This window comes from Salinisphaera sp. Q1T1-3, assembly GCF_003602005.1.
Classification (GTDB): domain Bacteria; phylum Pseudomonadota; class Gammaproteobacteria; order Nevskiales; family Salinisphaeraceae; genus Salinisphaera.
On the sequence record NZ_QZWD01000007.1, the window covers coordinates 156,475 to 169,045 of the forward strand.

Consider the following 12,571-nt stretch of genomic DNA (forward strand, 5'->3'; position numbering starts at 1 on the left):
CGAACCGACAAGGAAACGCGATGGCGGGTCAGCTCATTCTTCTGCGCCACGGGCAGAGCCAGTGGAATCTCGAGAATCGTTTCACCGGCTGGGTGGATGTCGATCTGAGCGATACCGGTCGCGACGAGGCCCGTCGGGCCGGGCGTCTGCTGGCGGCCGACGGTATCCGCTTCGATGTCGCCTTCACCTCGGTGCTCCAGCGTGCGATCAAGACGCTCTGGCTTGCGCTCGAGGAAATGGAGCAGCCCTGGGTGAACGTCGAGCGCCACTGGCGGCTCAACGAGCGCCACTACGGTGGTCTGCAGGGCCTGGACAAGGCCGAGACGGCCGAAAAGCACGGCGACGAGCAGGTGCACGTCTGGCGCCGTAGCTACGATACGCCGCCGCCGGCCATGGACGCCGACGATCCGGGGCATCCGCGGCACGACCCGCGCTATGCGGATCTGGATGCGCGTGTGTTGCCGGGGACCGAATCCCTGAAGCTCACGCTCGAGCGCGTGCTGCCGTACTGGCACGATGCCATCGCGCCGCGTCTCAAGGCCGGCGACAATGTCCTGGTCGCCGCGCACGGCAACAGCCTGCGAGCGCTGGTGAAATATCTCGACGGCGTGTCCGATGACGAGATCACCGGCTTGAACATCCCGACCGGTATCCCGCTGCGTTATAAGCTCGACGACGAGCTCAACGCCGTCGAATCGGGATATCTGGGTGATGCGGAGGCCGCCGAGGCAGCGGCCAACGCGGTTGCCGATCAGGCCAAGAGCAAGTAAGACGAAAAGCGCCGGCGCGGCCCGCAACGACGGGCCGTTGTCCGGCGCCTGGCCCGCTCGTGGGACGGCCAGGCTCGCCTCGTAAGCTCAGCGGCGGCGCACGCCGTCGATCAAGGCATCGGCCGTGTCGTCGAGCAGCCCGGCCAGGATCAGCCACGCCCGTGCATCCTCGGCATCCTCGGCGAACCAGGCGGCCGCACTGCCCAGCCGGAACGTATACCCCCAGGCGTCCATGTCGGCACACATCGTCTGTCGATCCATGCCGGCCAACCGGTCGCAGACCATGATCTGCCAGTAGCAGACCGCGTTTTCCTCGTCATAGTCGCCGCCGGCGTCGGTATCCAGAACAGCCCGTCGTGTCGGATCCATGCAGACATAGTGGCCGGCCTCGTGCAGCGCCGAATGAACCGGTGTGTCTTCGCGCACGATCAGCGTATCGCCCTTGAGGCCGGCTTCGGCCTCGCCCCAGAAACTGCCCGGAATCGGCTGATCGAGGCCGATGGCCCGGACGTGCAAGCCGAACGCCGCCAGCGCATCACCGAGATGCGCGATCCCGATTCGGGCGAGCGGAGTGACGTCGGGCAGAGCCTCGGGGCTGGGCGGCGTTGTCGGGCGCGCGTCGGGCATGGGCGTGGTCCTGAGAGCGGGGCGGTTGGGCGTGTCGTTTTCGTGCCGGCCGCCGACGGACGGCAGGGCCGATGCCGTCGGCGATCGGTGGCGTTGTCGGCCGGCGGGCCCGATCCTAACCCGGGCCCGCGGTCGATGACATGCGTGCGTCCGGTTCGCCGTCAATTCGATTGCGCGTATCCTGTCGGCCTACCGGGACAAGTCGTGCCGTTCGTCCCGCATTGCATACATAGTCCGTTTCGAAGGAAGAACGCCCGTGACCCTCATCAACGACGACGCAACGATTCGAGAAATTCTGGCCCAGGTGCGCCGCATCGCGGTCGTGGGTCTTTCGCCGGACCCGGAGCGCCCCTCGCACCGTGTGGCACAGGGGATGCTCGATGCCGGTTACGAGATCATTCCGATCAACCCGAACGCCGATCGCATTCTCGGTCTGAAGGCCTTTTCGGATCTGAAATTCGCCAGCAGTTCCATCAATATGGCGACCGTGTTCCGTGACCCGAAGCATGTCCCGGATATCGTCGAGATGTGCATCGAAAAACAGGTGCGCAATCTCTGGCTCCAGGAAGGCGTGGTGCATCACGAGGCTGCCGAATACGCCGCACAGCACGGTATCCATGTCGTCATGGACCGCTGCATGCTCAAGGAATATCAACGCCTTCTCGGGTGAGTGCGGCGCGGCTCGCAGGGCGCGTCGGCATTCGTGATTAGCAATACGGCCGTGATTCGATAGACTCGGGTGCGACGGGTCGTCATGCGGGCGGCCGTGTTTTTTGCCGATCATTGCCCGAATCGCCTACTGCGAGGAGACATCCAATATGCCCCATCTGAGTCCTGTCGCCTGGATCATCATCATCGCCCTGGCTGCGGTGGTGGCCTTGATCGTCGGTTACTTCATCGGCAGTCGCGCCGGCGGCGGCGTCGATCGCAGCGAAGAGCTGGCCGAAGAGAAGAAGAAGCACGAGGATTTCCGCTCTGATGTGCGCGAGCACTTCCAGCAGACCTCGGCGATCATGTCGCGACTGGCCGAGGATTATCGCGAGATGCACCAGCACATGTCGGTCGGCGCCGAGCGCCTCGCCGATATGGACCGCGAAAAACTGGCCGGTTCGGGCAATACCGAATCGTTGACCGCCGACCGAAGTGCGGCGGCCCGGCCGTCTTCCGGATCGGATCACAAGTCGGATCAATTGACCAATACGGGAAGCGCCAAGGCCGAAGCCAAGCCGGCCGAAACGCAGTCCAGTGCGAACAAGCCGGCGAGTGCCGCCGATGCCAAGGTCAACGGCGGCAAGCCGGCCCAGGCGCCGACCAAGCAGCCCTCGGAAGCGGCAGACAAGCCGGCCGCGCAGCCGCAGCAGGGCCCGAAGAAGTAAGGACTCGCCGACACCGCGTGTGTCTCATGAAACAGGCCGGCTCTGCCGGCCTGTTTCTTGTCTTGAGCCGGTTGCCCCGCGCCGACGTCCGGCCAGCGTTCGACAGGACCGGCGTTTCAGTCTTGTTCAGGAGGCCAGACGCTCCGCGGCGTGGCGTTGAATGGTCTCGACCATCGAGTACAGGCCGTTGCGCCGATTCATGGTGATGTGCTGCTCGAGATTGAGATCCGTGAATATCTGCTGGATATCGGTATCGGCGATCTCGCGCGGCGTCTTGTCCGAATAGATCATCAACAGCACACCGATCAGGCCGCGCACGATGTGGGCGTCCGAGTCGCCCCGGAAATGCAGCTGGTCGCCGCTGGTTTCATCGGCCACCAGCCAGACCTGGCTCATGCAGCCCCGCACGCGGGTGGCTTCATTGCGCTCGGCCTCGTCGAGCGGCTCGAGCTTGCGCCCCAGATCGATGATGTAGCGATACCGTTCTTCCCAATCGGGCAACAGTTCGAACGTGGTCTTGAGTTTTTCGACGCTTTGATCCATGACACGGGCTTGTGATGTCGGGTTCAGCACAAGTTTGGGTCAATGGCGCGGCCAGTCAACCGCGGCGGGCCACGCCCGCTGCCAGCGGTTACACTGACATGATGTCCGCCCCAAAGCGCGATTCATCGTTGGCACGGCGCGTACGCGCACTGATCGTGTGTGCGCTGCAGGCCCCGATACGGCTTTATCGGTGGCTTGTGTCACCGTTGCTCGGTCCGCGCTGTCGTTTCGCGCCGAGTTGTTCGGCCTATGCCATCGAGGCGTTGGCTGTGCATGGGCCGATTCGAGGCCTGTGGCTTGCCCTGCGGCGCATCACGCGCTGTCATCCGCTCAATCCCGGTGGTTTCGATCCGGTGCCACCAAGGCGTCACGACTGTGTCGATCATGACAGGCACGGCGATCGTCGGGGTTGAATCGGCAACGTCGATAGTGCAAGGGGCCGGGTGCACGGTTTATAGTGTCGCGCCCTGTTGTGGCAGGCGTCGATCGACGATCGCGCTGCCGGCAACGCGCCGATCCACGCCTATGCGGCAATTAAAAGACGTGTTGAGTCCATGAGCGGTTTCACCGAGCACAAGCCCCTGAACATGCCCGCGGTCGCCGCCGATATCGGCCGCTGGTGGGCCGAGGCCGGCGTTTTCGAGGCCAGTACGGCCGCACGCGCCGATGGCCCCACGTTCACCTTCTATGAAGGCCCGCCGACCGCCAACGGCCGGCCGGGTATTCATCACGTGCTCGGGCGCACAATCAAGGATGCCTTCTGTCGTTACAAGACCATGCAGGGCTATCGCGTGGACCGCAAGGCCGGCTGGGACACCCACGGTCTGCCGGTCGAGATCGAGGTCGAGAAAGAGCTGGGCCTGAAATCCCGCGAGGATATCGAGGCTTACGGCATCGACAAGTACAACGCGGCCTGCCGTGAATCGGTGCTGCGCTACAAGCATCAATGGGATGATCTGACTCGGCGAATCGGCTATTGGGTGGATCTCGATGCGCCCTATGTCACGTTCTCCAACGAGTACATCGAATCCGTCTGGTGGCTGCTGGCCCAGCTCCACAAGCAGGGCCTGCTCTACAAGGGCCAGAAGGTGCACTGGTACTCGCCGGGCTCGGGTACGGTACTGTCCTCGCACGAGGTGAGCCTTGGCTACAAGGAGGTCCAGGATCCGTCGATCACGGTCAAGTTCTTCCTCGAGGACGAGCCGGCGGTCGCGATCCTGGCCTGGACGACCACGCCCTGGACCATGCCGTCGAATGTGGCGCTGGCCGTCGGCCCGGGCATCACCTATGCCAAGGCGCGCAGCGCGGACGGGGCGGTCTATATCCTGGCCCGCGACTGCGTGGCGGCCACGCTCGGTGATGACGCCGAGATTCTCGAGACCTTCGGCGCCGATGCGCTGATCGGCAAGCGTTATACGCCGCCGTTCGATACGTTTGCCGATCATCCCGACGCCGATCAGGCCTGGCGCGTGATCGCGGCGGATTTCATCACGACCGATGACGGCACCGGCATCGCCCACGAGGCGCCAGCCTTCGGTGCCGACGACCATCGCGTGACTTCGGCGGCGGGCATGCCGGTGTTCAATCCGATCGACTCGGACGGCCATTTCGCCGCGGATTTCCCGCTGGTGGGCGGGCTGTGGTTCAAGGCGGCCGACAAGCCGGTCGCCCGCGATCTCAAGCAGCGCGGCCTGTTGTTCAGCCAGGACGTGACCGTTCACAACTACCCCCACGACTGGCGCAAGGGCACGCCCTTGATGAACTACCCGGTCGATTCCTGGTTCGTGGCCACCCAGCAGCATAAGGACAAGCTGGTCGCCTACAACGACCAGATCAACTGGCATCCGCCGCATGTCGGTACGGGCCGCTTCGGCGACTGGCTGGCCAACAACGTCGACTGGGCGCTCTCTCGGCATCGCTACTGGGGCACGCCGCTGCCGATCTGGGTCAACGACCGCAACCCGGACGACGTCGTGGTCATCGGCTCGATCGCCGAGCTGCGCGAACACGCCGGCGATGCCGTGCCGGCCGACGAGGCGCTTGATCTGCACAAGCCCTATATCGACGACATCACCTGGCCGGCCGCCGACGGGGGCACGATGCGGCGTGTGCCCGAGATCATCGACGTCTGGTTCGACTCCGGCGCCATGCCGTTCGCCCAGTGGCACTACCCGTTCGAGAACAAGGCCATCTTCGAGGCGAATTTCCCGGCGGACTTCATCTGTGAAGGCGTGGATCAGACACGCGGCTGGTTCTACTCGCTGCATGCCATCGGCACGCTGATCCAGGATTCGCCGGCCTATCGCAACGTCATCGTCAACGGTCTGCTCTTGGACGCCAACGGCGAGAAGATGTCCAAATCCAAGGGCAATACGGTCGACCCGTTCGCGGCTCTCGACGAACACGGCGCCGATGTCATCCGTTGGTACATGATGGCCAACAGCCCGCCCTGGGATAACACCAAGTACGCGGATCGGGCGCTGCGCGAGACGCGAACCAAGGTCTTCGGCACCCTCGAGAACGTGTATTCGTTCTTTGCCACCTACGCGAACATCGACGGTTTCTCGGTCGAGACTCCGGCGCCGGCCGTCGTCGACCGTCCGGAGCTGGATCGCTGGATCCTGTCCCGCCTGCAGTCGACGGCTGCCGAAGCGGCTGCGGCGCTGGACGAGTATAATCCGACGCGCGCCGCGCGGGCAGTCGAGCGGTTCATCGATGCCTTGTCCAACTGGTATATCCGGCGCTCACGCTCGCGTTTCTGGGCCGGCGCGCGCGCCGATGCCGGTGGTAATGCCTCGGATGCAGAAGTGGCCGACAAGCGGGCCGCCTATCACACCACCTGGGCCTGCCTGACCGAGATCGCGGCCATGATGGCGCCGATCGCGCCGTTCTTCGCCGACTGGCTCTACGGCCAGCTTGCCACGAATGCCGGCGCTCGGGCCTCGGTGCATCTCGCGGATTTCCCGCGCCCGGATGCGGCCATCACCGACGCCGACCTGGAGCGGCGCATGCGCCTGGCTCGCGCGATCGTCGCGAATACGCTGGCCCTGCGCAACGAGGCAGGCCTGAACGTGCGCCAGCCCGTGGCGCGGATTCTGGTGGTCGAAGAGCCGGGCGTGGCCCGGGCCGACGTCGAGGCCGTGGCCGCCATCGTCCGGGACGAGGTCAACGTCGACGCCATCGAATTCGTGGCCGGGGAGGGCGAGCTCGTCACCCGCAGCGTCAAACCGAACTTCAAGACACTCGGCAAGCGTCTCGGCAAGCGCATGAAGGCCGCGGCCGCGACGATCGGCCTGCTCGACGAGCAGGCCATCGCCCGCTATCAGGCCGACGGCGCGCTGACATTGGACGTCGAGGGCGAGGCGATCGAGCTCGGCCCGGACGATCTGCTGGTCTCCGCCGAAGGCGTGGCCGGCTGGCTGGTCGGCCGCGAGGATGGCGTGACGGTGGCACTTGATAGTACACTAGACGATTCGCTGATCCAGCGCGGTCTGGCGCGTGAAGTCGTCAACCGCATTCAGCGGCTGCGCAAGCAGGCCGCGTTCCATGTCGCCGATCGCATCGAAGTCGCCTATCGGGCCGATGCAGACGTGGCACGGGCCATCGAGACGCACGCCGAGCTGATCGCACGCGAGACGCTCTCGGTAGCGCTGACGGCCAGCGATGCCCCTGCGGGGGACGTCGAATCCGACTTTGCGGTCGGCGACGGCGCGCTGACACTGGCGTTGTCCCGAAACGGGTAGCGGCGCCGGATCGGCACGGTTTTTTTACAAGATTGCCAACGCGTAACGGTCTTCGAGCATGAAACAGGATATCCACCCGAACTATCGTCCCGTCGTCTTCAAGGACATGGGCAGTGACTTTGCGTTTCTGACGCGCTCGACCATCGAGTCGCAGGAAACCATCGAGTGGGAAGACGGCAACGAATACCCGCTCATCAAGCTGGAAGTCACCAGTGATACGCACCCGTTCTACACGGGCAAGCAGAACATCATGGACACCACCGGCAAGGTCGAGCGCTTCCGCAAGCGTTTCGGCATGATGGGCAAGAAGTAAGAAGATGCCCGGGCCGGCGCTCGCGCCGGCCCATCCCGACCGTCACGCTGAAGGCTTCGGCCGCTGGTGCGGCCGAAGCCTTCGTGCGTCTGTAATCTGCGTGTCGTGACCTGTGTAACCCGGTGATCGCGGGGCTGTCGGCTGAATTGCTTGTTTGTAGGCGTGCTGGCAGCGGCTTCCGACAGCTTCCAGTAGAAATCTGGACACGGCGCACAGGATCACGCGGCCCGCGGATCAGTCGTCTGGCGTGTGTCGTCGAAAGCGGCGGGCCGTGGCTCGTTCGCGGATATGAGATCGATCAGGCGGTTTCCTGCGCGTCGGCGCGTTTGGCGGCCTTGTGGTCCGTTTCGTCGGCGCCGAGCTGCCAGTAGCTCGAAATGTACAGGGCCTCACGCGGCAGGCCGCGCTCCTCGCGGAAATGCGTGCGCAGGCGGCGCATGCCCGAGAATTCGCAGGCCGCCCAGACCGCGGGCCGCCCTGGACGCCAGGCCAGCTCGCGCACGGCGTCGACAAGCAGGTCGGGGCGCCGGCCGGGCGACGGGTTGATGCGCCAGTCGATCGTCAGCCCCGCCGGTGCGTCCAGGGGCTGAATATCCGCTTCGTCATGTACTTCGATGACGGCATGGCCGCAGGCCTCACGTGGCAGGGTCTCGATGTTGGCGCCGATCGCAGGCAGCGCTGTCATGTCCCCGACCAGCAGGAACCAGTCGGCCGTGGCATCGACGCGCTTGGCCGGGCCGGGGCCGCCGATGTCGATGGTGGCGCCCGGCTCGACCGCTTCCGCCCAGCGCGATGCCGGCCCGCCGTGGGTGTGGCGGACGAAATCGATATCCACGGCATCGGCGCGCTGATGACGGATGGTGTAGGTGCGCAGCAGCGGGCGCTCGCTGTGCGCCTGCGCGAAATGCAGTTTCACGTAGGCGCTTTCCTGCTCGGCGGGAAAGTCGGCCATGCCGTCGCCGCCGAGCGTGATGCGTCGCATGCCGGGGGTGAGGAGGCGGTTGTCGAGCACGGTGAAACGACGGGGGGCGGGTCTATTGGGCATCGGCGGGTCCGGGTTCAAGGTTGGCGATCATGGCGTCAGCGGCCTGGGTGAAGATCGCGAGCGTCTCCGAGCTCAGGCCGGCGGCCATGCGGTCACCGGCTGCTTCTTCGATGCCGGCGATGCGTTGTCGGAGCGCGCGGCCTTCGGCGGTCAGTCGGAGATGGCGGCTGCGACTGTCTTTTGGGTTCGGGGCGTCTGTCACGAGCCCCTCGGCGCGCAGGCTCTGCAAGAGCCGGGTGATGCGGCCCTTGTCCTGACGCATGCGTGTACCGACTGCGCCGGCGGTGGCTTGCTCGAGTCCGGCGATACTTTTCAGCACCCGAATCTGGGACACCGTCAGCGCGATACCGGCTTCGGCATAACCGTCACGCAATGCGCGTTTATAGGCGTGCATCAGATGGTGCAGGGTCTCGCCGGTCGGCGAATGGCGGCTCATGGCACGGCATGCTGTCATCGATATGGTTGATATTGTCAACTATATCGCGAGGCGTGGCAATCCTCGGATGATGGGGTGGTCATGTTGGTTGTCGCGGTGCCGGGCGCCACCACGGGCGCTGACGGTGATGCCCATGTCTTGCCGGTCGCGGTGGGTATGACAGCAGAGGCGCGTCGCGCGTTGTTAAAATAGGCGCCTTTCGCGCTGCCCGAGGCTTTCTGCCATGTCCGTCGTCACTCGTTTCGCCCCCAGCCCCACCGGTTATCTGCATGTCGGCGGCGCTCGTACGGCGTTGTATTCCTGGCTGTATGCGAAACGCCGCGGTGGACGTTTCGTTCTGCGCATCGAGGACACCGATCGCGAACGCTCCACCGACGACGCCGTGCAGGTGATTCTCGATGCCATGAACTGGCTGGGCCTGGATCACGACGGCGAGATCGCTTATCAGACCCAGCGTTTCGATCGATATGCCGAGGTCATCGAGCAGCTGCTGGCCGAGGGCAAGGCCTATCGTTGTTATGCCAGCGCTGAAGATGTCGAAGCGATGCGCGAGTCGGCCCGGGCGCGGGGCGAAAAGCCGAAATACGACGGCACGTGGCGTCCCATGCCGGGCAAGACCCTGCCCGAGCCGCCGGCGGGTGTGGAGCCGGTGATCCGGTTCGCCACGCCGCTATCGGGCACGACGGTGATCCCCGATCTGGTCAAGGGCGACATCACCATCAGCAACACCGAGCTGGACGATCTCGTCATCGCCCGGGCCGACGGTACGCCGACCTATAATTTCTGTGTGGTCGTCGACGATATGGACATGGGCATCACGCATGTCATCCGCGGCGATGATCACGTCAACAATACGCCGCGTCAGATCAATATCCTGAAGGCTCTGATCGGCGACGAGGCCGACCTGCCGGCCTATGCCCATGTGCCGATGATTCTCGGCCCCGATGGCAAGCGCCTGTCCAAACGACACGGCGCCGTTGGCGTGATGACGTTTCGCGACATGGGCATCCTGCCGGGGGCGCTGCTCAATTATCTGGTGCGCCTGGGCTGGGCGCATGGGGATCAGGAAATCTTCACGCGTGACGAAATGATCGCGCATTTCGATATCGCCAATGTTCAGGGCGGCGCCTCGACGTTCGATCCGGAAAAGCTGACCTGGGTGAACCAGGAGCACATCAAGGCGGCAGAACCGGCCGATCTGGTCGATGAGCTGGCCTTTCATCTGGCGCGCCACGACATTCAGGATCTGTCGGCCGCGCGTCTGGCCGAGATTGCGGCGGTCCAGCAGGCCCGATGCAAGACCATGGCCGAGATGGCCGAGGCGAGCCTGTTCCTGTTCTCGGCACCCGCCGAGTACGATGCCAAGGCAGTGAAAAAGCACATCAAGACCGCGACACCGGCCCTGCTTGCAGATGTGCACGGGGCGCTTTCAGACCTGGCCGAGTGGCAGGGGGCCGCGATCACGGAAGCGGTGCGCGGTGTGGCCGAGGCCAACGAAGTCGGCATGGGCAAGGTCGCCCAGCCGATTCGCATCGCCCTGACGGGCGGCCCTGTATCGCCGTCGATCGACGACACGCTGGTTCTGCTGGGGCGCGATGCCACCCTGGCGCGCCTGCAGACCGCCGTGGACGTGTTCGACCAGTAGCGTTCGGCGGGGCAGTCGCCTCGACGGGCGCGTGTGTCGGCGTAGCGCTCGTCTATCGACTCGGTAATGCCGATAGCGCAATACCATAACGCGCGTGCTATCGTTACAATGCTTGTTCAATTGTAGAGGTCTGCATGGCCACGACAGTGCACATCACGCTCGAGACCGGGCGTGCCGATCGCCTGGCCGAGATGTTCCGGCTGTTGGGCGAGCCGAACCGCCTGTCGCTGGTCTATGCCTGTCTCGAGGCGCCGCAGAGTGTGGCCACGCTGGCCGAGCAGATCGATATCTCCATGTCGCTGGCCAGCCATCATCTGCGATTGCTGCGGGCCGCGCGCCTCCTGCGAGCCGAACGACGCGGCAAGCAGGTGTTCTATGTCGCGGCCGACGACCATGTGCAGCGGGTGTTGCGCGACATGATCGAGCATCATGACGAAGAGGACTAGACCATGAGTCGGCTTCACGCACAGGCGCATGATCATCACGACCACGACCATGGCGATGGTTGCGCGCACGCCCACGCTCTCGGCGGTCATCACCACCACGGCAGCGGCCGCGTGCTCGTTTTCTCGTTGTGCTTCACCCTGGTCTTTGCCGTCGTCGAACTGGTCGGTGGCTGGGTGTCGGGGTCCCTGGCCCTGATGTCGGACGCCGGGCATATGTTCACCGATAGCTCGTCATTGGCGATCGGTGCCGTGGCGGCCTGGCTGGCGCGGCGACCGGCTTCGCGCGTGCATTCCTTCGGGCTGCAGCGTGCCGAGGTGCTCGGCGCGCTGGTCAATGCCGTATTGATGATCGGGGTGGTGGTGGCGATTGCGGTCTCGGCCATCGACCGGCTGTTCTCGCCTGCGCCCGTGACCGGGGGCATGGTCCTCGTGATCGCGGGCCTGGGCCTGCTGGTCAATCTGATCATCGGTTTCATCCTGCTGCGCGGCGAGCAGACGATGAACGTGCGAGGCGCGCTGTTGCACGTCATGGGGGATCTGGCCGGCTCGGTGGCGGCCATGGTTGCCGGTATCGTCATCATGGCCACGGGCTGGACCCCGATCGATCCGATTCTCTCGCTGTTCGTCAGCCTGTTGATCGCGATTTCGGCCTTTCCCCTATTGCGCGACGTGCTGCGGGTGCTCATGGAGGGCGTGCCGCGGGATGTCGATACCGGACACGTCAGCCGGGCGCTGATCGATGTCGAGGGCGTGCGCTCGGTCCACGATCTGCACGTCTGGACGTTGTCCTCCAGTCAGCGCGCGCTCGCTGCACATGTGGAAATCGCGCGACTGGCCGAGTGGGAGACGATCCTGCCGCGGCTTCAGACCATGCTCGCCGAGCGTTTCGCGATCACGCATACCACGTTGCAGCCGGAAGGCCGGGATACGGCGGACAGCTGCGGTCGTGGCCAGCATTGCGGAGTGGCAAGCGCCGGCTAGGGCTTTCGTGCGAGTCCGCGCCAGGCGCGCGTCCTGAAATCGACGATGGGGCAAGACGAGGCCGTCGCACGCATCGCGTGCGGTTCTGCGTCAGTGTGCCGGAACGCTGGATTGCCGTATCGAAGTGTCACCTGACCACAGGATGAGGCCGGACGCCGTGCATGTTCGGTCCCCTGATCGTTGGTAGCGGCAGATCGGTGTGACGCTGGCTCAGGCTGTATCCGCACAGCCCGGATGTCGGAAAAAGTATCGTGCCGGGGCATGGCGGTGTCGCTCGATCGCAGCGTATTCCGGTGTCGTTTTGACAAGGCGGGGATGTCGCGCTCGGCGCGTTGGTTCGCCCCTCGAAGCGATGCGAAATCCGTGCGTCTTTCTCGTCAGCAGCAGGGCATGGCCGGGCACGCTACGGACCGAAAACACCGGATCGCGTCCATGACGATCGGATTGTGCTTCTTTAACTTATCGTTATGTTATAGAGTTTCTTTAAGCGAAAAGTCACATCCGCCGCTGGGTGCCGGTCTGGCACGCGCTGTCGCATCGGGCGCGGTCAGCCGGGACGATTGTCCAGCGACGACGGTTTATACAGGCGATCGGAAGCGCGAGCGCAATGCGATGCGCGTATCGAAAGGCGTCTAGCCGGGCGTCA

14 protein-coding genes are annotated in these 12,571 nt (G+C 64.6%); 10 read left to right on the plus strand and 4 right to left on the minus strand.

The window, feature by feature from the left end; all coding sequences use genetic code 11:
* Positions 1-20: 20 nt before the first annotated feature.
* Entirely contained in the window at positions 21-770 is a 750-nt protein-coding gene (gene gpmA / locus D3260_RS08705) for a 2,3-diphosphoglycerate-dependent phosphoglycerate mutase (RefSeq protein WP_120098199.1), read from the plus strand.
* Between the two features lie 87 nt (positions 771-857).
* Here gpmA and D3260_RS08710 read toward each other — a convergent pair whose 3' ends face one another.
* Complete coding sequence (locus tag D3260_RS08710; protein ID WP_199671429.1) at positions 858-1,397, minus strand: hypothetical protein; 540 nt, start codon at positions 1,395-1,397, stop codon at positions 858-860.
* Between the two features lie 256 nt (positions 1,398-1,653).
* Here D3260_RS08710 and D3260_RS08715 point away from each other — a divergent pair, with 256 nt between their 5' ends.
* Together D3260_RS08715 and D3260_RS08720 are read left to right on the plus strand one after the other, a co-directional pair.
* Positions 1,654-2,067, plus strand: a complete 414-nt coding sequence (locus D3260_RS08715) for a CoA-binding protein (RefSeq protein ID WP_233544014.1) — start codon at positions 1,654-1,656, stop codon at positions 2,065-2,067.
* 148 nt (positions 2,068-2,215) lie between these two features.
* Positions 2,216-2,773 carry a ZapG family protein gene (locus D3260_RS08720; protein ID WP_120098200.1) on the plus strand — a complete coding sequence of 186 codons (558 nt, stop codon included), beginning with the start codon at positions 2,216-2,218 and terminating at the stop codon, positions 2,771-2,773.
* A 126-nt stretch (positions 2,774-2,899) separates the two neighbouring features.
* On the opposite strand, the gene D3260_RS08725 is transcribed toward D3260_RS08720, so the two are convergent.
* Positions 2,900-3,316 carry a SufE family protein gene (locus D3260_RS08725; protein WP_120098201.1) on the minus strand — a complete coding sequence of 139 codons (417 nt, stop codon included), beginning with the start codon at positions 3,314-3,316 and terminating at the stop codon, positions 2,900-2,902.
* Between the two features lie 101 nt (positions 3,317-3,417).
* Here D3260_RS08725 and yidD point away from each other — a divergent pair, with 101 nt between their 5' ends.
* From yidD to D3260_RS08740, 3 genes are all read left to right on the plus strand, one after another.
* On the plus strand, positions 3,418-3,729 hold the full coding sequence (gene yidD / locus D3260_RS08730) for a membrane protein insertion efficiency factor YidD (protein ID WP_120098244.1): 312 nt from the start codon (positions 3,418-3,420) through the stop codon (positions 3,727-3,729).
* A 141-nt stretch (positions 3,730-3,870) separates the two neighbouring features.
* Entirely contained in the window at positions 3,871-7,059 is a 3,189-nt protein-coding gene (ileS, locus tag D3260_RS08735) for an isoleucine--tRNA ligase (RefSeq protein ID WP_120098245.1), read from the plus strand.
* Positions 7,060-7,117: 58 nt separating this feature from the next.
* Positions 7,118-7,372: a type B 50S ribosomal protein L31 gene (locus tag D3260_RS08740; RefSeq protein ID WP_120098202.1), complete on the plus strand. Its 255-nt coding sequence runs from the start codon at positions 7,118-7,120 to the stop codon at positions 7,370-7,372.
* A 298-nt stretch (positions 7,373-7,670) separates the two neighbouring features.
* On the opposite strand, the gene D3260_RS08745 is transcribed toward D3260_RS08740, so the two are convergent.
* Both D3260_RS08745 and D3260_RS08750 read right to left on the minus strand, forming a co-directional pair.
* The gene (locus tag D3260_RS08745; RefSeq protein ID WP_120098203.1) at positions 7,671-8,417 is read right to left on the minus strand and encodes a siderophore-interacting protein; all 747 of its coding nucleotides are present in this window, start codon (positions 8,415-8,417) and stop codon (positions 7,671-7,673) included.
* The gene (locus tag D3260_RS08750; protein WP_158583470.1) at positions 8,407-8,853 is read right to left on the minus strand and encodes a MarR family winged helix-turn-helix transcriptional regulator; all 447 of its coding nucleotides are present in this window, start codon (positions 8,851-8,853) and stop codon (positions 8,407-8,409) included. The genes D3260_RS08745 and D3260_RS08750 overlap by 11 nt, the downstream gene beginning before the upstream one ends.
* A gap of 223 nt (positions 8,854-9,076) precedes the next feature.
* Here D3260_RS08750 and gltX point away from each other — a divergent pair, with 223 nt between their 5' ends.
* From gltX to D3260_RS17255, 4 genes are all read left to right on the plus strand, one after another.
* On the plus strand, positions 9,077-10,498 hold the full coding sequence (gltX, locus tag D3260_RS08755; protein WP_120098205.1) for a glutamate--tRNA ligase: 1,422 nt from the start codon (positions 9,077-9,079) through the stop codon (positions 10,496-10,498).
* Between the two features lie 134 nt (positions 10,499-10,632).
* On the plus strand, positions 10,633-10,944 hold the full coding sequence (locus D3260_RS08760; RefSeq protein ID WP_120098206.1) for a helix-turn-helix transcriptional regulator: 312 nt from the start codon (positions 10,633-10,635) through the stop codon (positions 10,942-10,944).
* A 3-nt stretch (positions 10,945-10,947) separates the two neighbouring features.
* Positions 10,948-11,925, plus strand: a complete 978-nt coding sequence (locus tag D3260_RS08765) for a cation diffusion facilitator family transporter (protein WP_120098207.1) — start codon at positions 10,948-10,950, stop codon at positions 11,923-11,925.
* Between the two features lie 234 nt (positions 11,926-12,159).
* A complete protein-coding gene (locus tag D3260_RS17255) occupies positions 12,160-12,561 on the plus strand; it encodes a hypothetical protein (RefSeq protein ID WP_147418147.1) in 402 nt (133 codons plus the stop codon).
* Positions 12,562-12,571 lie beyond the last annotated feature (10 nt).

Excerpts from the sequence above, each read along its gene's own strand:
- D3260_RS08750 (WP_158583470.1), bottom strand. The coding sequence starts at position 8,853 with ATGAGCCGCCATTCGCCGACCGGCGAGACCCTGCACCATCTGATGCAC.
- D3260_RS08765 (WP_120098207.1), top strand. The coding sequence starts at position 10,948 with ATGAGTCGGCTTCACGCACAGGCGCATGATCATCACGACCACGACCAT.
- D3260_RS08720 (WP_120098200.1), top strand. The coding sequence starts at position 2,216 with ATGCCCCATCTGAGTCCTGTCGCCTGGATCATCATCATCGCCCTGGCT.
- yidD (WP_120098244.1), top strand. The coding sequence starts at position 3,418 with ATGTCCGCCCCAAAGCGCGATTCATCGTTGGCACGGCGCGTACGCGCA.
- D3260_RS08760 (WP_120098206.1), top strand. The coding sequence starts at position 10,633 with ATGGCCACGACAGTGCACATCACGCTCGAGACCGGGCGTGCCGATCGC.
- ileS (WP_120098245.1), top strand. The coding sequence starts at position 3,871 with ATGAGCGGTTTCACCGAGCACAAGCCCCTGAACATGCCCGCGGTCGCC.
- gpmA (WP_120098199.1), top strand. The coding sequence starts at position 21 with ATGGCGGGTCAGCTCATTCTTCTGCGCCACGGGCAGAGCCAGTGGAAT.
- gltX (WP_120098205.1), top strand. The coding sequence starts at position 9,077 with ATGTCCGTCGTCACTCGTTTCGCCCCCAGCCCCACCGGTTATCTGCAT.
- D3260_RS08745 (WP_120098203.1), bottom strand. The coding sequence starts at position 8,417 with ATGCCCAATAGACCCGCCCCCCGTCGTTTCACCGTGCTCGACAACCGC.
- D3260_RS17255 (WP_147418147.1), top strand. The coding sequence starts at position 12,160 with ATGTCGGAAAAAGTATCGTGCCGGGGCATGGCGGTGTCGCTCGATCGC.
- D3260_RS08710 (WP_199671429.1), bottom strand. The coding sequence starts at position 1,397 with ATGCCCGACGCGCGCCCGACAACGCCGCCCAGCCCCGAGGCTCTGCCC.
- D3260_RS08740 (WP_120098202.1), top strand. The coding sequence starts at position 7,118 with ATGAAACAGGATATCCACCCGAACTATCGTCCCGTCGTCTTCAAGGAC.
- D3260_RS08725 (WP_120098201.1), bottom strand. The coding sequence starts at position 3,316 with ATGGATCAAAGCGTCGAAAAACTCAAGACCACGTTCGAACTGTTGCCC.